We start from the raw sequence: 19496 nt of genomic DNA on the forward strand, positions 1-19496 counted from the left end.
TATAGCCTCGCCCAGTCAGGCGGGGCGTTCCCGTTCAATTGCATAATGGTCGATATAGTCGGCGAAGGCCGTCTCGATCGCCGCCTCGTTCAGGTCGAAATCTGCCAGCCTGAACTTGCGCTTGGCATGATGATCGTCCGACGTCTCCAGCCATTTTTCCATGGCCGCGACCGCCTCGTCGCTCAGGGTCAACCCGAAATGATCGTAGATCATACGGGCCGTTTTTATCGGCGCGCGGATCAGTTGGCGGAAATGCACGTCGCAGAACCGCCGTTCCACCTCACGCCGCGCCGCACGCAGGTCCATCGCCTTGGCAAGGCCAGCCGCATAGGCGCGATTATTGCCACGCGCGATGCTCTTTTCGTCGGTCGACAGGTCGCTGTTCTGTCGCCGCATCGTCGCGATCGTAGCAGTGACCGACGGCATGACCTTGGCCGGATCGCGATGCGTCTGCACCAGCAGCGCGTCGGGAAAGGTCGCCAGCAACGTCTCGACGTGAAAGATATGGCCCGGGTTTTTGAGCAGGATGCGGCTGCCCGGCGTAGTCGACTGGATCGCCTGCAACAGGAAATAATGGGTCTGATATCCGACGCGCGGGTCCATTTCGGCGCGCGAGCGATTGTAACTGCTCATCTTCCACAGGCCCGACAAACTGTCCGACCAAGCGACGCCTTCCATCAGAAAATGACATTCCTCCGGCAGGTCGGCGCCGCCGGAATGAAAATCGGCCATGGCTGGCGCCGTATTGCCGATGCTCTCCAGCAGCTTTTGCGCGCGGCCGATCCGGGGATCGTCCGTCTCGGTCGCGGGCGGCGGTGACGGGTAAAGCATTTCCCAGCTTAGCGGCGCGCGGTTCGCTGGATCCTGCGCGAGCATGTTATGTAGGAACGTCGATCCGGCGCGCGGCAGGCCCAGGATAATGATCGGCGCGACGATGCGCTGTGCCGCGATCTCGGGCCGCTGCTTGCGGTCCTGGATGATCCCCAGCCGGACCTCGGCCATATCGCGCATCCGCAATTCCGCGCCTTCCAGGCCCCGCGCCGTCAAATGCGCATCGGTCAGGATAGAATCGCGCATAGACGCAAACAGGGTACGGAATTCCGGCTCGAACAGGTCTGGTCCGTCCCAGTCCGACAGGCCGGTGACGCATTCGGCGTCAGCCAACATGGTTTCCGCCAATGGCAAGGTGGCAGTCGTCTCGCTCATTTGGACTGCACCATTTCACCGAACAGTAAAACGGACTCATTGTTCTTGGGCGGCAAGCCGGCCCAGATGGCACGTCCCGCGTCCACGGGCTGTAGCAGATTCTCGCCTGACTCCATCTGCGCCTTCATCTGCGGACCGACGGGATAGACGTCCTCCGAATATTGCGCACCCGTGCGCGTGCTATTGGAATCGACGAAGCCCGGTCGCACCGCCGTGACCCACACATTGCGCTTGCGTTCGACCATCTCGCGCTTGACCACGCGCACCCACATTTCGACGGCCGATTTCGACGCGCAATAATTGACGCTGCCGACATAGGGGTGCCGGGCGGCAGCCGATGACATCATGATCAGCCCGGTCTCGAAATCGTCGCGCACATGGCGCAGGAACATGTCGCCCAGCACCATCGGCGCCACCGCATTGGCCTGTAGGCAACGGGCATAGTCCAGCGGATCGACTTCCGACACGAAACCGAAATTGCCCGGCCCTGGATAGATCGCGTTGTGGAAGAAGATCGCCCGCTTGCCTTTGAAGTGTGCCAGTTCGCGGCGGAAGCTCTCCTCGACCGCGCCATAGGTTTCCGGCTTGGTGAGGTCGAACTGGATTGTCTCCAGGCTGGCGTGCTTGCGGCGCGACGTTGTGATGATCCGCGCGTCCTGCCATGGCACGGTAGGCCGCCAGCCCGCTGCCAATGCCTTCCGTCGAACCGGTGATCCACACGATGGTATCACCCATCCTCTCTCTCCTGACGTTTTCGTTGGCTGGCCACGTGCCGCCAGCATATGCATCGCGATGTCAACGATCGCGTCGCGCGTCGCGAGCGGCTGATCCAGCATCAGATGGTGCGCAGCGTCGGCGATCCTTTCTACCTCGCCTAGAGCCGGCGCATGGGCGCGCAGGATCGGGATATCGTCCTCGTGCACGACTGCCGATCGTTCACCATAGATCATCGCAAGCGGGCAGCCCGACCGGGCGATCGCGTCCCACTTGTCGGTCCGCTCCAGCCGATCCCACAGTTGCGGATCGAAGCTCCAGACGACGCAGTCGTCCTTCGGTCGCAGCGCGTGCCGCGCGATCCAGTCGAGATAATAATGGTTCGGACAGTCCTGCTCCGGCGCCAGGCGGAAGCGCGACAAGGCATCCATTTCCAAACGATAGACGCGATGACGGGCTTGCTGTCCGACATCAGGATTCACGGCATTACGCTCGATCGACGTGTCGATGATGATGCCGCCTGCCAGTCGCTCGCCATACTCGCGCAGCCCCGCAAGCAGCGGCCCATAACCAAAACTGTGCGCGGCGAAGACTGGTGGACCTTCGACGAACAGGTCCGCTGCCTGTGCCACCGCCAGCGCATCGCCAGCAAAATCCTCCTCGCGATAAATCGTGCGCCAATCTGACCCGCCCTGCCGGGCCAGAATGGGGCGGCCACGCGAAAACGCGATGACAGCAACGCGGCGATCGGCGTCCACCAGTGCGCATGCGCCCGGTTGCCATGCAACAGCAACAGTCCCGGCAGACCGCGCCCGCCCCATGCCAGTATCTCTATATTGGTGCCGCCATGGCGCACGCTCAGCCTCTCATGCGGAGCCGTCACCGCGTCCGTGAGCCAGTCCGGCGCGGGTGGATGGATGCCAGCATACCGTTCGAGCGGACGTCGTTGCACAGCTTGCGTCACAACGCCCGTGCTCCAACGAACGCCACGGACGACGGGGCGCTGCGATGCTCTCCTGGTGACTGCTTTATTGGCATGATCGCACAAGGCTATTGGATTACCGCGGCGCCGCGCAACAATCTCCGCACGCGGCGCCGGCGTCATTACATGGAGGATAGGACGGGAGACAGTCACACATATATGATCGTTGCGGTGAGCGCTGTCCCCTTACCGCGCGCAATCATATGAGAAGCAACGAACCGGGCGAAGACCGGGCATGGGAAGGAGCCAGGCATGAAGATCGGTATCGGTTATTCGGGCGCGAAGATGGCACTGCCGCTCGATATGATCGCGCAGGCGGAAAAGCTTGGCTTTGAATCCGTGTGGACTGCCGAGACATATGGTTCCGACGCGATTACGCCGCTGGCATTCATCGGGGCGCGCACCAGCCGTATCCGCCTGGGCACCAGTATCGCCCAGCTTGCCGCGCGTACGCCGGCCAATTTGGCCATGGCGGCGCAGACGATCGACGCCATGGCCGGCGAAGGCCGCATGATGATAGGACTGGGCGCTTCCGGTCCGCAGATCGTGGAGGGCTGGTATGGCCAGCCTTGGGGCCGACCCAATTATCGTATGCGGGACTATGTCGCGATCATGAAAAAGATCTGGAAGCGCGAGGGACCGGTAACCCACGCCGGAAAGGAAATCAGCCTACCCTATAGCGGCGCGGGGGCGACCGGCCTGGGCAAACCGCTCAAAAGCATCCTGCACGGCAATCCGGCGATCCCTGTCCTGCTGGGCACGTCCAGCCCGCTTAACATCGCGATGACGGCGGAGGTAGCCGACGGCTGGCTGGCGATGCATTTCATGCCAGGCGATATGGACGCGCACCTGCCCGTCCTGCGCGAGGGTCTGGCGCGGCGCACTGACGGCATGACGCTCGACAACTTCATGATCCGGTCGAGCGTGAAGGTTACGATCGCGGACGATGTCGCCACTGCACTGTCGCAGTCTAAGCCCGAGGTCGCGCTGTATGTCGGCGGCATGGGCGCGAAGGAGAAGAATTTCCACAAGGATGCGATGGTGCAGCGGGGCTATGGCGACGCGGCAAACCGCATTCAAGAGCTGTTTATGGCGGGCCGCAAGGATGAAGCGGCGGCGGCGGTGCCTGATGAGTATGTGGATGCGATGATGCTGGTCGGCCCGTCGGCGCGTATCATCGAACGCTGGGCGGCGTGGCGTGACAGTGGCCTGACAGCAATCAACCTGCGGCAGCCTACGCCGGAGGTCGTCGAACTCATCGGCCGTTACGCGCTCTGAAGCGGGAAATCACTATCTGAAAGGAAAAGATGATGGCCACCGATATCCTGGTCGAAAAAAAGGGCTATGTCGCGCTGCTGACGCTCAACCGCCCCGACCGGCTGAACGCGTTGACCCTGCCGATGCTGGGCGACATGACCCGGGCGCTGGAAGAGATGACGGACGATCCCGAGGTGCGCGCCATCGTCATCACCGGCGCAGGACGCGGCTTTTGCGCCGGCCTCGATATCCGCGAAAATAATGTGTCCAAAGGCACGTGGCGCTCGGCCTATCGCATGCTCGACTTCAATGATCACGAGATCGGACGCATCCGGCGCTACGCCAAGCCTATCATCGCGGCCGTAAACGGCGTCGCGGTGGGTGCCGGGCTGGGCATCGCACTGGCGTCCGACATCCGGATCGGTAGCCATTCGGCGAAATTCTGCGCAGCATTCGCAAAGCACGGCATGCCGCCGCAAGATGCCGTCGCCGCCTATTTGCCTGACTCGGTAGGGGTCAGCAAGGCACTGGAAATGATCTTCACCGCCAAGATGGTGGAAAGCGAGGAGGCGCTGGCGTGCGGCCTCCTGTCAGAGCGAGTGGCGGACGGCGCGCTGCTCGACCGTGCTATGGCGCTCGCCAAAATTATCGCGTCCGGACCGCCGGTGGCGCTCGCCATGGCCAAGCAGGTCGTCTACCGGGGCCTTGGCAAGCATATCGACGATCAGATGGCGCTCCAGAATCTGGGCAGCTTTTTAAACAAGGTCTATGCTCCCGACGACATCAAGGAAGCGGCAGCCGCCTTTGGCGAGAAACGCAAGCCGAACTTCACGGGGAGTTGACCCTCCGCCGTGTAAGTCAGGGATATAACTTTGATATCTGCAGTCGACCTTGCCTTGCGGGGTCATCGTGCGCAGACTGCCATCATAAAAGACGCTATCAAGGAGTAGGGTTTGCATGATCGTGGATCTGAGCGACATCCGTCCGGCCAGCCCGGAGGAACAGCGCGCGATGGACGATGCTGCGGGCATGCTCACCATGGCGCTGCCCGAAAGCGTCTATGATATCGATACCGACTGGCTGCGACAGGCGATCCGCGCGGGGGGCCATGATGTCGATGTGGTGCGCGCGGAGCGGATCGACGTCATCCATTCCACCTGCACCAAGGCACGGTTCGAACTGACGTACGATCGCGACATCGGCCTGCCCACGCGCATGATCCTGAAAGGCGCGTTCGAGGATCACAGCGAACGAATGCAGGATATGTATCAGTGGGAAGCGCGGGCCTACAAGCAGATCGCGCCCCATGTGCCGCTCAACCTGCCCACCGCCTACTGGGCGGGCATCGACAAGGACGGGTGGCGCGCGGCGACGCTGATGGAGGATCTGGTCCAGCGCAATGTCGTCTTTTGCCGCGCGCAGGAACCGTTCGGTTATGATCACATCCGCGCCCGGCTGGACCAGTTGTCCGCGATGCACGCACAGACATGGAACAGCCCCTACCTGCTGCCTGGTGGCCGCTGGTCGTGGGTGACCCGTCGCTTCGACCCCTGGGCGATGGGTTATATCGACTATTATCTGGAGCAGGCCCGCTGGGATCAGTTCATGGAGGCACCACGCGGCGTCGCCGTGGCGCGCAAGCTGCAGGACCGCGACTGGATGCGCCATGCCCTGCACAGGATCGGCCAGATCGAGAAGGCGGATTCCTTCTGCCTGATCCACGGAGACACCCATCCTGGCAATCTTTTCGTAGATCGAGACGGCGTGCCGGGCTTCTTCGATCCCACCGTATCCCGATCGGCCTGGTGGCTGGAGATTTCCTACCATCTGGTCGCCGCGATCGACATCGCGCACCGGCGTGAATGGGAAGGTCCCCTCCTCGCTTACTATCTGACCGCGCTTGAACGCGCGGGCGGCCCTCGCATCGACTTTGACGAAGCATGGCTGCGCTATCGGCAGGGCCTGATCTATGGTCTCTTCATCTTCCTGATCAACGAGACGACCTTTCAGACTGAAGCGACCAACACCGCCTATGCCGCACGCTTCGGCATTGCGGCGATCGACCATGACACCGTCCGCCTGTTGGACTGAACGGCGATGGACGCCAATGCAACTATCAACGCCGAGCCCGAAATCGGCGGCCGATGCAGCACATGGATGATTGGTGCATCGGCGCGCAAGCCTATGGTTGAGGCTGCGCGCTGCACCGCCTAGTCACCGATTCACATTCAACAGCATGGGCCCGACATGACCAGCCTCGACATTCTCCTGCGCCCCCGTTCCGTTGCCATGATCGGCGCTTCCGGCGATGTGACCCGCATAGGTGGCCGCGCCATGCGCCATCTGAAGGAAGTCGGTTTCACCGGCGACATCTTCCCGGTTAACCCCGGCCGCGATGAAGTGCAGGGTGTCAAGGCCTACGCGAGCGTCGACGATATTCCCGGCCGGGTCGAATGTGCGGTGCTGGCGCTGCCGACCGGCGCAGTGCTGCCAGCGATTGAGGCGTGCGCACGCAAGGGCGTGGGCGGTGCAGTAATCTTCAGCGCAGGCTTCGCCGAAATGGGCGACGAAGGCGTGGCGCTGCAACAGCGCATGGTGGATATCGCGCGTGGCGCGGGCATGCGCCTGCTAGGCCCCAACTGCCTGGGCATGTACAATCTTCACGCCAACAGCTTCCTGTCCTTTTCCGGCATCTTCGACGATGTGAAGGGCACGCTCGGCCGCCTTGGTCTCGTCAGCCAGAGCGGCGGATATGCCGGTGAGGTGGTGAAGTCAGCGCAGGAGGTCGGCCTCAACTTTGGTATCTGGATCACTACCGGAAACGAGGCGGATATTGGCCTGGGCGAAGCGATGCAATATATGGCGATGAGCGACGATGTCGATGTCGTCGTCGGGTATATCGAGGGGGTGCGGGACCGTCAGTCCTTTTTCGACGGTCTGGCTGTCGCCCATGCCCGGCGCAAGCCGGTAGTTGTACTCAAGGTCGGTCGCACCGAACAGGGTGCGAAAGCCGCCGCTTCGCACACCGCTTCGCTCGCCGGATCGGACGGCGTCTATGATGCGGTGTTCGAACGCTATGGCGTGTATCGGGCTCGCACGACAGAAGAGATGCTGGACGTCGCCTACGCCGCAAGCAAGGGCCGTTTCCCGAAGGGCCGACGTCTCGCCATCCTCACCAATTCGGGCGGCATCGGTGTGCAGGCGGCTGATTTTGCGGCGGACGAGGCTCTCGACGTTCCGACGGCGTCCGACGAGGTACAGGCCCAATTGATCGAGATTTCGCCGAATGGTGCGCCGTTCAACCCGATCGACCTGACCGGACAGGTGGCGAATGACCCGCCGATGTATGCGCGCGCTATCGACGCGGTATTGGGATCGGGCGAATATGACACCGCCTATCTCAATGTCGGCCTCATCGCTGGCCTGCCCTTCATCAAGCGACCGCTGGTCGACAGCCTGAAAGCCGTGGCCGAGCGCTTTGCCGACGTGCCGATGGCCGCGTCCGTTACCGCGCCAGCGGAAACCCTGACTGAATATGTGGAAGCGGGCTATCTCTGTTATCGCGAGCCTGCGCGCGCGATCAAGGCACTGTCGGCGCTCGCCACTTTCCCCGAAGCCTGGGACAGGGCACTGCCTGGCACCGGCGATCTTGCTGGTCTACCGGTGATCGAAGCGGGCAAGGAGTTTTCCGAAGCAGCGAGCAAGGCGCTGCTGGCAGAGGTCGGCGTCCCATCCCCAGCGGAACATCTGGTTCAGGACCCCGCCGCAGCGGAGGCGGCGGCGACATCGATCGGCCGCAAGGTCGCGATTAAGGTCGTTTCGCCTGACATCCTGCACAAGACCGAGATCGGCGGCGTCGCGCTCGATATCGCGCCGCAGGATGCCGCCGCTACACTCGACACGATGATCGGCAAAGTGACGACTGCCATGCCTGACGCGCGGATCGAGGGATATCTGGTCTCGCCGATGATCACCGGCGGCACGGAGTGCATCGTCGGTGTCCACACCGATCCCCTGTTGGGCCCCGTCATCATGTTTGGCTTGGGCGGCGTCACCGTGGAGCTGATGAAGGACGTCACCACCCGCCTTGCGCCGGTCAGCGAGGCCGAAGCGATGGAGATGATCCGTTCGGTCCGCAGCTATCCGCTGCTGGACGGCTTCCGTGGCCGGGCCAAAGCCGATGTCGCCGCGCTGGCGAAAGCGGTCAGCGGCTTGTCCCGCCTCGCCGCCGCCAATGCCGATACGGTGCGCACGATCGAGGTCAATCCTCTCCTCGTGCTTGACGAAGGCCAGGGCGTGATGGCGCTCGACGCCGTGATCGAGGCCTGATCACGGTTAGACATCACATTCGCGATGGGATTGCCAAGTTGGGGGCGCTACGCTGGCGATACTGGACCATCGGCTATAAGGCTGGATCGCCCGACGGGGGGACGATGACAGGATGAGGGATAGATGGCGCGACGTTGGCTGATTACCGGGGTCTCCGGAGGGTTCGGCAGGCTGCTGGCAGAAGCGGCGCTCGACCGGGGAGACAGTGTCGTAGGCACGATGCGTAGCACTGACCAGATCGCGGATTTCGAGGCGCTGGCCCACGGGCGGGCGCATGGCGTCCTGCTCGACGTCACTGACCGATCGCGCATTGCCCCCGCCGTCGCCAAGGCAGTCGAAACGCTGGGCGGCATCGATATTTTGGTGAACAACGCCGGCTATGGCCTGGCCGGTTCGCTGGAAGAACTCGCCGACGACGAGATCGATCGCGCGATAGAGACCAATCTCCATGGCCCCATATATATTACGCGCGCTGCGATTCCGGCGCTGCGCGCGAGTAAGGGCCATATTGTCAACCTGTCGTCGTTGGCCGGTCTAGTCGGCATCCCGGGCATGAGCATCTACTGCGCAGCCAAGCATGCGGTCGAAGGCCTGTCGGAATCGCTGGCGCAAGAACTGGGCGCGTTCGGGGTCAAGGTGACGCTCATTGAGCCGGGCGCCTTTCGCACTAATTTCGCCAGCGGGTCGCAACATATCGCACGTTCACCACTGGCCGATTATGACGACACGCCTGCAGGCAAGTCGCGAAACGGGATAAGCGCCTACGGCGGCAAAGAGCCGGGCGACCCGAATAAGGCGATCGCTGCGATCCTGAAAGTGGTAGACAGCCCCGCGCCTCCGCTTCGCCTCTTGCTCGGCAATGACGCATTGGCCTGGGTACAGCGCAAGCTGGACGGCGTGAACAAGAATATCGCGGCCTGGGAAGAGGTGACGCGCAGCACGGATTTCACCGCATGAGCGAAGCAATGGATACGCCAGTACAGACCTGTCGTAACTACGGCATGGATACGTTGGGCCGCATCCTGCGGCGCAACGCTGTTTGGTGGCCCGACCGTGACGCTTTCGTCATGGGAGATCGGCGCCTGTCCTATGCCGGACTATACGATCGCGCGTCGCGGTTGGCGGCGGCCCTTGAACGGCTGGGAGTTTGCAAGCAGGATCGCATCGGCATGCTGTCAATGAACAGCATAGAATATTTCGAATTTTTCGCGGCGGCGGAAATCGCCGGCTTCATCGCCACACCGATCAGCTTCCGCGCCGCCGCACCAGAGATCGAGCACCTAGTGAGCGATTCTGGCACGTCCACCCTGTTCTTCGAAAAAGAATACGCTGCCGTGATCGACGGGCTGCGAACGAAGTTGAACGGCGTGCGCCATTTCGTATGTGTGGGGGGCTACGCGCCGGACTGGGCGCTGGATTTTGAAACGCTGATCGCCGACGGCAGCCCGGACGGCCCTTCGTTCCGGTCGGAACCAGACGATCTGGTCTATCTCTTCTACACCAGCGGTACGACCGGTAAGCCCAAGGGCGTACCGATGAACCATCGTGGGCAGGTGCTCAGCGCCCGTTCGACCGCCAATCATCCCGCGCTGTCGCTGCTTCAAATCTCGCCCGCCTTCCATATTGGCGGACGTGGCCCCTCGCTCGGCGCCTACTGGATCGGCGGCAAGACCGTGCTGCTCAAATCCTTCGACGCCACCACCTTCCTTGAAACAGTGCAGAAGGAAGGGATCAACGCCAGCTTCATGGTTCCTGCAATGCTGATCGCGCTGCTCGACCATCCGCATATCGACGATTACGACCTGTCCACCCTGGAACTGATCATGCTGGCGTCAACGACCATCCCGACCGAACTGCTGAGGCGCGGTCTGGAGCGGTTCGGCCCGGTCTTCTACCTCGCCTACGGCTCTACCGAGAGCGGCGGCGTTTGCCGTCTGCCCCGCCATGAGGTGCGACTCGACGGACCGGAAGACGTTACGCGGCGGCTGGGTTCGGTCGGGCATTTCGAGCCGGAAATCGATGGCGTGATCCTGGACGATGACGGCAATCCCTGCCCTGTCGGCGAGGTAGGCGAAGTATGCATCTATAATCCGCACATTTTTATTGGCTATTGGAACAACGATAATGCGACGCGGGCGGCGATGCATGGCCGCGCTTTCCGCACAGGGGACTTGGGCTATGCCGACGAGCAAGGCTATATCTTCTTGGTGGATCGCAAGAAGGACATGCTGATCACCGGCGGCGAGAATGTCTATTCACGCGAAGTTGAAGAGGCGCTGGACCGTCATCCGGCAGTGCGCGAGTCAGCTGTCATCGGCAAGCCCGATCCTAAATGGGGAGAATCGGTGTGCGCGGTGATCATCCTGCATCCGGGCGAAACACTGACCGCCGAAGATATGATCGGCTTTGCCCGTACGCAGATCGCAGGGTTCAAATGCCCCAAGACGATCATCTTCGTCGAGGACATGCCGCGACAGGGGACTGGGAAGACCGACAAGCTCGCGCTGCGCCGCCTCTATGGTGAAGCATGAGCTTTCCTGTTCGCCGGGAGGCGCGCGACCATGTCGCGATCATCACACTGGATGATCCGGAACGGTTGAACCCGCTGTCGGACGACATGCGCGCGGGTTTGCTCGCAGAGTTCGAGGCGGCGCTGGCCGATGAGGCGATCCGCACGATCATATTGACCGGCGCGGGCGGTAATTTCACCGCTGGCGCAGACATCCGGCAGCTGGGCTTGCCCGGCGGCCCCGACCCGACGCGATCGCGCCGCCGACTGATGCCGCTGCACCGGCTGATAGAATTGATCGCTGGCGGTCCCAAGCCGGTGATCGCAGCGATCGAGGGCGCAGCCTTCGGCGCCGGCCTGTCGATCGCGGCGGCCAGCGATTATCTGATCGCGGGCGAAGGCGTTCGGTTCGGCGCGGCCTTCGGCAAGATCGGCCTGACCGCCGACTGCGGCCTGATCTGGTCACTGCCACAACGCATCGGCCGCTCGCTGGCGCGCGACCTTATGTTCACCGGCCGCCCGGTCAGGGCGGAAGAGGCACTTTCCATCGGACTGGTCGATCAGATCGTACCGGCGGGCAGAGCACTGGACGCGGCCTTAGCCAAGGCTGCGGACTATCGCGCCGTTGCGCCACTGGCCATCACCGCCATGAAGGCGGCGTTCGTTGAAAATGGCGGTACGCTGGCCGATGCGCTTGCGCTGGAACGGCAGCAGCAGCCGATGCTCAGCATGACCGCCGACCATGCCGAGGGTATCGCCGCCTTCCGCGAGAAGCGCGCACCGGTCTTCAAGGGGCGGTGAAACACGCCCCTTCCCGCTCCCCGCCCTTATTGCGCGCCCCACAAGCCGAACCGGGTCAGCAACTCACGTGCCCGGTCGGGATCGGGCCGATGGGTGGTGATGTTGTAAAGCGGCAGGATAGTGCTGTCTTCCAGCGCTTCGTGCGCCCAATTGAAATAGACCCGCCGGTCCAGCAGCCGCCATTCCCGGTCGCGCTCTTCCAATATGTCGGCATAGCGGCCACCCATCAGCAAATAGCGCGATACGTCATTTTCGGTGATGCGGTGAAAGGCGAATAAATAGGTCTTCCGCCGCCGCCTGGTCGTCATCGAACCGGATCATCGATTGCCCAAGCTGATGCAGCGTCAGGTCCATCTCGCGAAGGCGCGGTATCGACACAGCGATCAGGGTTTCTGGCGTGCCTTCGACAGATCCCTTGTGCCGCGCATCGGGCCAAAAGGCCGAGCCCACCAGTTCCGGCTCGCCCTGGTCGAACCCGCGGGCATAGCGCGCCAGGCAGTCGCGGATTGCCTCCCGATCAGCCAACTGCGCGGTGATTTCGTCCGTGGTGAGTGATGTTACGTTGTTCATATCATGCTTCCCGTCCAGATCGCGTCTCAGCTCATTACGAAGGTGCCGTCGATATTGACGGTCTGGCCGGACACGAAACCCTCTGCGTCCGAACAAAGATAGAGGACCACCGGCGCGATACCTGTTTAGGGACCGCCGAGCCGATTAAGCGAGCAATTTCAGGCCAGCGGCCCGGAGGGCAGCAGGCGCGAAACCCGCCATTGCGCAAAGATAGCGATCGACGCCACGGGCAGCAGCGCGGCCATCCCGGCGGCAAGCGACGTATTGCCGATCACGGCAGCGAACCAGTCGCTGATCATGCCCACATAGAGCGGGCCAAAGCCCGCGCCGATAAGATTGTTCACCAACAGGAACAACGCGGAATAGAGGCTGCGATGCTCCGCCGGGCTGTTATTCTGGACAATGGTCAGTAGCGGCGCGAGGAACATCTGGCTCAGGCCGATGGCAAGCAACCCGAACGCCAGCGCCAGCGGCCATCCCGGCACGATCAGAGTCAGCGCGATCGCGCCCGCCATCGCCAGCGTGGCGCCCATCGGCACCAGCGCATAGGCACGCATGGAACGCTGCGCAAACCGGTCAGCCAGCCAACCGGCCGAACTGACACCCAGCCCCAAAAGGATGGCATTGGGCGCACCGTACCACAAGGCGATATCGCCCATCGTCATATCCCGTGCCCGGATCAGGAATGCGGGCAACCACGCCATCATCGCATAGGTCGAGAAAGCCGTGAGGCCCGCACTCAGCGCAACCGTGCGTAGAAGGCGATTGGAACAGAAACCGCGCACCGAAGTCCAGATCGGCACTCGCGCCGCAGTTGACTGCGTCCTGCGCGGTTCGGGCACTGTCGCCCACAGCAGCAGGGCGAAGATCAGGCCAGGCAGGCTGATGACGGCCAGCGCCCAACGCCAGCCATATGCGTACGCGATCCAGGCCCCGACACTGGTGCCGATCAGGGTCGCCAGCGACGAGCCTAGATGGAACAGGCCAAGCGCGACGCCGCGTCTTTCCGGTGGATAATGATCGGCGATCAACGAGTAGGAGGGCGCAGTACCGCCCGCCTCCCCCACGCCAACCCCGGCTCGCGATAGCGCCAGCGTGGCGAAACTCGTCGCCAGCGATCCCGCCGCCGAGCAGGCAGACCAGATGGCGCAGGCGACCGCGATCACCCGCACACGTCCCACCCGGTCGGCCAGCCATCCCGCCGGCAGGCCAAAGCCCGTATAGAACAGAGCGAAGGCCAGGCCCGTCAGCACCCCGAACTGCGTGTCGCTGATCGACAGGTCTCGCCGGATCGGTTCGGCCAGAATCGCCAATATGCCGCGATCCATCGTGTTGACCATGTAGATGGCGGTCAGCACCACCAAGACGTAGCGACTGCGATTTTTGTCGGGGGTCGCGTCCATCTGGCTCTCCACTATGATAGAACCGCTTGGGACAAGCCGAAAAGTCGACGGATACGAATAGGCCCGCCAGACCATGTCCTGGCGGGCCTTCCAGATGGAGTAAGGATTGCTTGTCCAGAGCCGACGGGCGATCCCTGCCCTAAATCGGCATTATAGGTTCCAGAGCTTCGCCGCGTTGCCACCGACAACGTCCTTGGCTCTTTCCTCGCCCAATATGTCGAAGATTTTGCGAACCTCGTTGCGGCTCTGACCGAACACGCTCTCGCCATGCGGATAATCGCATGACCAGAGGAGATTGTCGGTCAAGCCATATTCCTTGGCCAGCTTTACGCCCACATCGTCACTCATGAACGCGGTGTAGCACTGGCGGCGGAAATAATAGCTCGGCAGTTCCTTCAGTTTGGGACGCATCTCGGTCTCATAGACCTGATAGATGCGGTCGGCATCCTGCAACGTCCAAGGCACCCAGCCAAAGCCGCCTTCACAGAAGACGATCTTGAGGTTCGGATGCCGCTCCAGGATACCAGAAAAGGCCAGTAGCGACCATAGCGGACGATAAGGCCCGAGGTTCTTCGTCAGGTTCGCACCCAGCGCGCCCTGTCCCCGGTATTCCAGATAAGCGCCGACATGGAACATCACCGGAATACCGCTGTCCGCGATCGCTTCCCACATCGGCTCCATCGCCGACGAATTATAGGGCACGTTCTTGGGCGCGGACGGAATTTCCAGCGCCTTGAGGCCCATACCCTTCATCTTGGCGATGTAAGCAGCGGTATCGGTCGGGTTGTAGATGGTGGGCAGGATGCCCACCCCCACCAGACGTTCCGGACTGGTGCCGCAATATTCGGCCAGCCACTCATTATAGACGTCCATGCAGCGCGTGAAGAAAGCCTTATCCTCCAAGCGGACCAGCGACATGGCGCGCGAGTGGAAGAAAAGGGAGACATCGATCCCCTCCGAATCCATGTCCTTCAGGCGCTCTTTGGCATCCCACATGCCAGGGCGGCCTTCACCGATATTGCCCTCGATTCCCGGCACGTCATAGCTCATACCGTCGACGGTCATGTGCCAGCGCTCATCGTCACCGCGCCAAAGCTTGGGCGCACGCTGCTTGTCAGCCCCGGTCAAGCGGTTTTCCCAAAGATGCGCTTCTTCCATGCCGTGATCATCGACCGAAATAACGCGCGTGCCCGCCGGCGGACGCCAGCCGGAATCCTGGGATTCGCGGTTCATAGGCCATTCGACAGTCTCGATCGGCATATCCCGCGAAAAGGTACCACTATAGTCGTCCATTTCACCCTCCTCAGGGCTTGCTTATTTGCTCAGTGAATATATAACTCGTCTAGTGATTGGTACGAGTTTAGGTGGGTGATGTCAATATCTGGCGTGGAAGAGAACAAGAAGAGCAGCGTCACGGCGTTGGTCCGGGGCTTGCGCATCTTGCAATGCTTCGATCGGCCCGGCTTGGAACTGACCGTGTCGGAGATCGCACGGCGTACCGCGCTGACCCAGCCAACTGCCTGGCGCCTGTGTGGTACGCTGATCGACTGTGGATTCTTGGTAAAGGCGCCGACCGGATCGGCACTTCGGGTGGGGGCGCCCGCACTGACGCTGGGCTATGCCGCGATCCAGGGGCAGGATTTGCCCGCCATCGCTCGACCCTATATGGCGCAGGCCGCCGCACGGCTGGGCGCGACGATTACGTTGGGGCTGAGCACTGGCCTCGATGTCGTCTCGGTGGATCAGGTCGATGGCGATTTCGTCCTTGCCAACCGCCCGGTCGGCTGGCGCGCGCCGATGACATCGATCCCCTCCGGCCTCGCAATACTGGCGGTGATGCCCGAAGCGGAACGGGAGGAGACGATGATCTCGATTGCAGCGCGCGATCCTGCCGCCTGGCCGCGCCGCCAGGAACGGATCGACACCGCGCGCGCGCAGTTCGAACAGGACGGGCATGTCGCGCTGGTTATGATGCAGGGACAATATGCGGCGGTTGCCGTGCCGCTGGTCGAAGGCAGCGGATCCCACGGACGTTATTGGACATTGAGTTGCGGCGGCTTGCGGTCGCAATGGCCGGAAGAGGCGCTGGCCAGAGCGGCAGGCCAGCTAAAGGATATTCGCGCGTTGATCCAACCTGCAGTAGCCGTATTGGGCACTGCAGCATGATGGCACGGCGCTGGCGCTACCGTTTTTAAGGGGATGTAAGGGAAAATGAACGGTTCAGAACAAACGCAGGCGCCTGACCGCGAAATGCTGGCGACCACGCTGAAGGCGGCGATGCGCCAGATGCCAGGGCCTGTCGCGCTGGTCAGCACGCGCGACCCGCAGACAGACCAGCCCGCGGGCTTGATCGCATCGGCGGTGATTCCGGTTTCAATGGATCCGCCGTCCATGCTGGTGGCGGTCAACCGTAACGGCAGCGGACACGGCGCGATCGAGCGGGCGGGGCGTTTCTGCATCAGTCTTCTGTCGACGGGCCAGACTGCGCTGGTTCAGACCTTTTCCGATCCCGCCCGGCGTGAAGCGCGTTTCGCGTCACAAGAGTGGGCAGCCCGCGACGGCATGCCCTATCTGCCAGCCGCCCGCGCCAGCATCTTCTGCGTCACCCGCACGACGCTGATCTTCGGCACGCACGAGTTGTTCATCGGTGAAGTCGAAGGCATTGAAGGCGATCAGACCATATCCGACGATCCGCTGGGCTGGATCGCCGGCGACTTTGCGCGGCTGGCCCCGCTGGGATAACGCGGCGCGTGACCGGCGCACATCATCATCAAGGTGGCGTCGGCCGTCATTTTCATGCCAATGTGTAGCGGGTCTTGGTGACGGTGTAGAAGTCGCGTGCCGCCGGACCCAGTTCCCGCGGGCCATAGCTGGATGCCCCTCGCCCGCCAAAAGGCACATGGAAGTCGATGCCCGCCGTCGGCAGGTTGACCGCTACAAGGCCCGCCCGGCTGTTCCGCTTGAAGTCGTTCGCATATTTGAGCGAGGTCGTGCAGATACCGGACGAGAGACCAAAGCGGGTTCCGTTCGCCGCCGCCAACGCCTCTTCATAATCACGAACACGAATGACGCTCGCTACGGGGCCGAATATCTCATTCTGGTTGATCCACTGGTCAACCCGGGTTTCCGTCAGCAGTGCGGGGGCCATGTAGAAGCCAGGGGAGCCGCGCTCCAGCCGCTCGCCGCCGCACATACGTATCGCGCCGTCCGTCACCGCGCGGGTTACGGCATCAAGATCAGTATCTAGTTGCGCGGCGCTGACCACGGGGCCGATTGTTGTGTCGGCGCCCCGCGCATCGCCCACCACTTGCCAACCGATCGCGGCGACCAACGCCTCAACGAAGCGGTCGTGAATTCCTTCGGTTACAATCAGCCGAGAACTGGCGGTGCAGCGCTGGCCGGTTGAGAAGAAGGCGCCATTCAATGCCGCCGCGACGGCAATGTCGATATTGGCATCGTCCAGCACGACGAGCGGATTCTTGCCGCCCATCTCCAGCTGCAGCTTCTTGCCCATCGGCGCGGCCGCAGCGAGGATACCCATGCCCACGCCCTCCGAGCCGGTGAAGCTGATCGCGTCCACGCGCGGCGAGTGGGTGATGGCATTACCGATCACCGATCCGCGACCTGGCACGAAATTGAAAACGCCGTCCGGCACGCCCGCGCGCACAATGATGTCAGCCATCGCCGCGGCGGAGCCGGGCACCAGATCGGCGGGCTTGAACACAACCCCGTTACCGAAAGCGAGCGCCGGCGCAATCTTCCAGGCGGGGATCGCTGCCGGGAAGTTCCAGGGCGTGATGATGCCTACGACGCCCACCGGCTCGCGCACCACTTCGACATCGACGCCTTCGCGCAGCCCGTCGATGGCCGTGCCGCCGTTGCGCACCGCCTCCCCTGCATAATAGCGGAACACCTGACCAGCGCGCACGACTTCGCCGATCGCCTCGGGCAGGGTCTTGCCTTCTTCGCGGGCGAGCAAGTCGCCCAATTCTGCGGCGCGCGCCAATATCTCCTGCCCCGCGCGATCGAGCACGTCCGCCCGCGCAACCGGCGACATCGCCCCCCAGCGCGGCTGCGCGACGACCGCCGCCTCGATCGCCTGCTCGACCATTTCGGGCGTGCAACTCGCGAACTCGCCGATGACGTCATCGGTGTCGGACGGGTTGATGTTGCGGGATACGTTATCGGCTTCCTGCCATTCTCCGGAGATAAAGGCGCGCATCATGTATAGTCCAGTCCGCGCGCAGTGAAGACTTCCTCGGCGATGCGGATGCTTTCCAGTCCCGCAGGCAGGCCGCAATAGATGATCTGTTGGAGCAGCACTTCCTTGATTTCGTCGACTGTGCAGCCGTTGTTAAGCGCACCGTTCACATGCGCGCGTAATTCCGTGCCGCGATTAAGCGCGGTCAGCGTGGCGAGGCACAGCATCGATCGCGTCTTTCGCGGCAGGCCGGGCCGGTCCCATATCGCGCCGAAACAATATTGCTCCGACAGGCGGCGTGCGTCGGCGTTGAAGCTGTTGGTGCTGGCCTCTCGCTTGTCGAAATAATCCTGACCGATCACTTCGGCCATGATTTCCCGGCCGCGCTCCCTTATACCCGTCATTCTATTGTCTCCTTTGCCTCGGCGCGTACGGCGACGCCGCTGAGCCGCTCGAAAATCTCGATAAGCGCTGAATAGTCTCGCTCGCCATAGCCCTGCGCCACAGCGTCCGCCAGAAAGGCTTCGCTGGCCAGGTGCAAGTGCAGGTGCGCGCCAGCCGCCGCCGCTTCCCGTACCCCCAGCGCCACATCCTTGTGCAGCAGCCCCGTGGCGAAGCGCACTTGGTCGTCGCGATGCAGCACGTTGGCCGCAACTCGCTTTTCGGTGATGAAGCTGCGCCCTGACGAGGCGTTGATGACATCGAGCAGCCGCTGCGGATCCACGCCGCAGCGCACTCCCATCGCCATCCCTTCCAGCGCCGCGATCAGATGCGCGCCGAACAGCATGTTGTTAATGAGCTTGACGGTCTGCGCCTGGCCCGCCTTCTCTCCGACAGGGATGATCGTCTGGCCAAGCACCTTCAGTAGTGGCGTCGCGCGATCAATCGCGGCGGCCGGACCAGCCAGCATGATCGCCAGCGTGCCCGCCGCAGCGCCGCTGGCTCCGCCGCTGACCGGCGCATCGATCAGTGCGATGTCCCGATGCGCGAGCGCGGCGGCGTTTTCAACCGCCAGTTCCGGCCCTATGGTGGAAAGGTCGATCACCGTCTTAACCACGTTACCCTCTGCTACGCCGTCCTGCCCAGTTAACACCTGCCGCACAACGACGGGCGTCGGCAGGCTGGTCAGCACCACGCCCGCCGCGTCGGCGACCGCGCGCGGCGAGGCTGCCACGATCATCCCCAGCGCGCGCGCTTCATCGCAGGCGGTAGCGCTGATGTCGAAGACGATGAGCAAGCGGCCACTCTCGGCCAGCCGCCGCGCCATGTGACGGCCCATATTGCCCAAGCCGATGAAGCCGATTGCGGGGCCGGTAGATGGCGTTTCAGACAAGCAATATCCTCCTGTTTCCGTTCAGGTCACGACCGGTTTGCGCATAGCGAGGGTCCCGCGCACTATCACGCCGGTCGGCCCGCCCTGCGCGCAATGATTGTGGCGGGCATTGCAGCGACACTGCTAGCCATCGCGATCCCCAAATGGGTAGGTGCGACAAATAGCGTGCGTTGCGCTTTGCGTCTTCCAAA

The 19496-nt window shown here is 62.7% G+C and carries 18 protein-coding genes; 9 read left to right on the forward strand and 9 right to left on the reverse strand.

Annotation, left to right across the window (positions count from 1 at the left end; translation table 11 throughout):
- Positions 1 to 15: 15 nt before the first annotated feature.
- Both ACZ1JM_RS02530 and ACZ1JM_RS02535 read right to left on the reverse strand, forming a co-directional pair.
- The gene (locus tag ACZ1JM_RS02530; RefSeq protein ID WP_465132520.1) at positions 16 to 1206 is read right to left on the reverse strand and encodes a sulfotransferase family protein; all 1191 of its coding nucleotides are present in this window, start codon (positions 1204 to 1206) and stop codon (positions 16 to 18) included.
- Positions 1203 to 2678, reverse strand: coding sequence for an SDR family NAD(P)-dependent oxidoreductase (locus ACZ1JM_RS02535; RefSeq protein WP_465132521.1), 1476 nt, complete (start codon positions 2676 to 2678; stop codon positions 1203 to 1205). The genes ACZ1JM_RS02530 and ACZ1JM_RS02535 overlap by 4 nt, the downstream gene beginning before the upstream one ends.
- Before the next feature lie 476 nt (positions 2679 to 3154).
- Here ACZ1JM_RS02535 and ACZ1JM_RS02540 point away from each other — a divergent pair, with 476 nt between their 5' ends.
- The 7 genes from ACZ1JM_RS02540 (at position 3155) to ACZ1JM_RS02570 (ending at position 11798) form a co-directional block, all read left to right on the forward strand.
- The gene (locus ACZ1JM_RS02540; RefSeq protein WP_465132522.1) at positions 3155 to 4180 is read left to right on the forward strand and encodes an LLM class F420-dependent oxidoreductase; all 1026 of its coding nucleotides are present in this window, start codon (positions 3155 to 3157) and stop codon (positions 4178 to 4180) included.
- Positions 4181 to 4209: 29 nt separating this feature from the next.
- A complete protein-coding gene (locus ACZ1JM_RS02545) occupies positions 4210 to 5001 on the forward strand; it encodes an enoyl-CoA hydratase/isomerase family protein (protein ID WP_465132523.1) in 792 nt (263 codons plus the stop codon).
- Between the two features lie 115 nt (positions 5002 to 5116).
- Positions 5117 to 6250 carry a phosphotransferase gene (locus tag ACZ1JM_RS02550; protein WP_465132524.1) on the forward strand — a complete coding sequence of 378 codons (1134 nt, stop codon included), beginning with the start codon at positions 5117 to 5119 and terminating at the stop codon, positions 6248 to 6250.
- Between the two features lie 156 nt (positions 6251 to 6406).
- Complete coding sequence (locus ACZ1JM_RS02555; protein WP_465132525.1) at positions 6407 to 8488, forward strand: acetate--CoA ligase family protein; 2082 nt, start codon at positions 6407 to 6409, stop codon at positions 8486 to 8488.
- Between the two features lie 123 nt (positions 8489 to 8611).
- Positions 8612 to 9445, forward strand: a complete 834-nt coding sequence (locus tag ACZ1JM_RS02560; RefSeq protein ID WP_465132526.1) for an oxidoreductase — start codon at positions 8612 to 8614, stop codon at positions 9443 to 9445.
- On the forward strand, positions 9442 to 11019 hold the full coding sequence (locus ACZ1JM_RS02565) for a class I adenylate-forming enzyme family protein (protein ID WP_465132527.1): 1578 nt from the start codon (positions 9442 to 9444) through the stop codon (positions 11017 to 11019). Before ACZ1JM_RS02560 ends, ACZ1JM_RS02565 begins: the two co-directional genes overlap by 4 nt.
- Entirely contained in the window at positions 11016 to 11798 is a 783-nt protein-coding gene (locus tag ACZ1JM_RS02570; protein ID WP_465132528.1) for an enoyl-CoA hydratase/isomerase family protein, read from the forward strand. Before ACZ1JM_RS02565 ends, ACZ1JM_RS02570 begins: the two co-directional genes overlap by 4 nt.
- Positions 11799 to 11824: 26 nt before the next feature.
- Here the strand turns inward: ACZ1JM_RS02570 and ACZ1JM_RS02575 are convergent, their stop codons facing one another.
- The 4 genes from ACZ1JM_RS02575 to ACZ1JM_RS02590 all read right to left on the reverse strand — a co-directional run bounded on the left by ACZ1JM_RS02575 (position 11825) and on the right by ACZ1JM_RS02590 (position 15064).
- A complete protein-coding gene (locus tag ACZ1JM_RS02575) occupies positions 11825 to 12025 on the reverse strand; it encodes a hypothetical protein (RefSeq protein ID WP_465132529.1) in 201 nt (66 codons plus the stop codon).
- Positions 12026 to 12044: 19 nt separating this feature from the next.
- A complete protein-coding gene (locus ACZ1JM_RS02580; RefSeq protein ID WP_465132530.1) occupies positions 12045 to 12368 on the reverse strand; it encodes a nuclear transport factor 2 family protein in 324 nt (107 codons plus the stop codon).
- A 158-nt stretch (positions 12369 to 12526) separates the two neighbouring features.
- Entirely contained in the window at positions 12527 to 13771 is a 1245-nt protein-coding gene (locus ACZ1JM_RS02585) for a spinster family MFS transporter (protein WP_465132531.1), read from the reverse strand.
- A 150-nt stretch (positions 13772 to 13921) separates the two neighbouring features.
- Positions 13922 to 15064, reverse strand: coding sequence for an amidohydrolase family protein (locus ACZ1JM_RS02590; protein WP_465132532.1), 1143 nt, complete (start codon positions 15062 to 15064; stop codon positions 13922 to 13924).
- A gap of 93 nt (positions 15065 to 15157) precedes the next feature.
- On the opposite strand from ACZ1JM_RS02590, the gene ACZ1JM_RS02595 reads away from it, so the two are divergent.
- Entirely contained in the window at positions 15158 to 15937 is a 780-nt protein-coding gene (locus ACZ1JM_RS02595) for an IclR family transcriptional regulator (protein WP_465132533.1), read from the forward strand.
- A gap of 45 nt (positions 15938 to 15982) precedes the next feature.
- A complete protein-coding gene (locus ACZ1JM_RS02600) occupies positions 15983 to 16513 on the forward strand; it encodes a flavin reductase family protein (RefSeq protein WP_465132534.1) in 531 nt (176 codons plus the stop codon).
- 52 nt (positions 16514 to 16565) lie between these two features.
- Here the strand turns inward: ACZ1JM_RS02600 and ACZ1JM_RS02605 are convergent, their stop codons facing one another.
- The 3 genes from ACZ1JM_RS02605 to ACZ1JM_RS02615 are packed head-to-tail and all read right to left on the reverse strand — an operon-like array spanning position 16566 to position 19305.
- Positions 16566 to 17996: an aldehyde dehydrogenase family protein gene (locus ACZ1JM_RS02605; RefSeq protein ID WP_465132535.1), complete on the reverse strand. Its 1431-nt coding sequence runs from the start codon at positions 17994 to 17996 to the stop codon at positions 16566 to 16568.
- On the reverse strand, positions 17993 to 18376 hold the full coding sequence (locus ACZ1JM_RS02610) for a carboxymuconolactone decarboxylase family protein (RefSeq protein ID WP_465132536.1): 384 nt from the start codon (positions 18374 to 18376) through the stop codon (positions 17993 to 17995). The genes ACZ1JM_RS02605 and ACZ1JM_RS02610 overlap by 4 nt, the downstream gene beginning before the upstream one ends.
- Positions 18373 to 19305: an NAD(P)-dependent oxidoreductase gene (locus ACZ1JM_RS02615; protein WP_465132537.1), complete on the reverse strand. Its 933-nt coding sequence runs from the start codon at positions 19303 to 19305 to the stop codon at positions 18373 to 18375. The genes ACZ1JM_RS02610 and ACZ1JM_RS02615 overlap by 4 nt, the downstream gene beginning before the upstream one ends.
- Positions 19306 to 19496 lie beyond the last annotated feature (191 nt).

The organism is Novosphingobium sp. BL-S-24 (assembly GCF_055521575.1).

Excerpts from the sequence above, each read along its gene's own strand:
- ACZ1JM_RS02575 (WP_465132529.1), bottom strand. The coding sequence starts at position 12,025 with ATGGGTGGCCGCTATGCCGACATATTGGAAGAGCGCGACCGGGAATGG.
- ACZ1JM_RS02555 (WP_465132525.1), top strand. The coding sequence starts at position 6,407 with ATGACCAGCCTCGACATTCTCCTGCGCCCCCGTTCCGTTGCCATGATC.
- ACZ1JM_RS02570 (WP_465132528.1), top strand. The coding sequence starts at position 11,016 with ATGAGCTTTCCTGTTCGCCGGGAGGCGCGCGACCATGTCGCGATCATC.
- ACZ1JM_RS02530 (WP_465132520.1), bottom strand. The coding sequence starts at position 1,206 with ATGAGCGAGACGACTGCCACCTTGCCATTGGCGGAAACCATGTTGGCT.
- ACZ1JM_RS02585 (WP_465132531.1), bottom strand. The coding sequence starts at position 13,771 with ATGGACGCGACCCCCGACAAAAATCGCAGTCGCTACGTCTTGGTGGTG.
- ACZ1JM_RS02565 (WP_465132527.1), top strand. The coding sequence starts at position 9,442 with ATGAGCGAAGCAATGGATACGCCAGTACAGACCTGTCGTAACTACGGC.
- ACZ1JM_RS02545 (WP_465132523.1), top strand. The coding sequence starts at position 4,210 with ATGATGGCCACCGATATCCTGGTCGAAAAAAAGGGCTATGTCGCGCTG.
- ACZ1JM_RS02610 (WP_465132536.1), bottom strand. The coding sequence starts at position 18,376 with ATGACGGGTATAAGGGAGCGCGGCCGGGAAATCATGGCCGAAGTGATC.
- ACZ1JM_RS02550 (WP_465132524.1), top strand. The coding sequence starts at position 5,117 with ATGATCGTGGATCTGAGCGACATCCGTCCGGCCAGCCCGGAGGAACAG.
- ACZ1JM_RS02540 (WP_465132522.1), top strand. The coding sequence starts at position 3,155 with ATGAAGATCGGTATCGGTTATTCGGGCGCGAAGATGGCACTGCCGCTC.
- ACZ1JM_RS02580 (WP_465132530.1), bottom strand. The coding sequence starts at position 12,368 with ATGAACAACGTAACATCACTCACCACGGACGAAATCACCGCGCAGTTG.
- ACZ1JM_RS02590 (WP_465132532.1), bottom strand. The coding sequence starts at position 15,064 with ATGGACGACTATAGTGGTACCTTTTCGCGGGATATGCCGATCGAGACT.
- ACZ1JM_RS02560 (WP_465132526.1), top strand. The coding sequence starts at position 8,612 with ATGGCGCGACGTTGGCTGATTACCGGGGTCTCCGGAGGGTTCGGCAGG.
- ACZ1JM_RS02605 (WP_465132535.1), bottom strand. The coding sequence starts at position 17,996 with ATGATGCGCGCCTTTATCTCCGGAGAATGGCAGGAAGCCGATAACGTA.
- ACZ1JM_RS02600 (WP_465132534.1), top strand. The coding sequence starts at position 15,983 with ATGAACGGTTCAGAACAAACGCAGGCGCCTGACCGCGAAATGCTGGCG.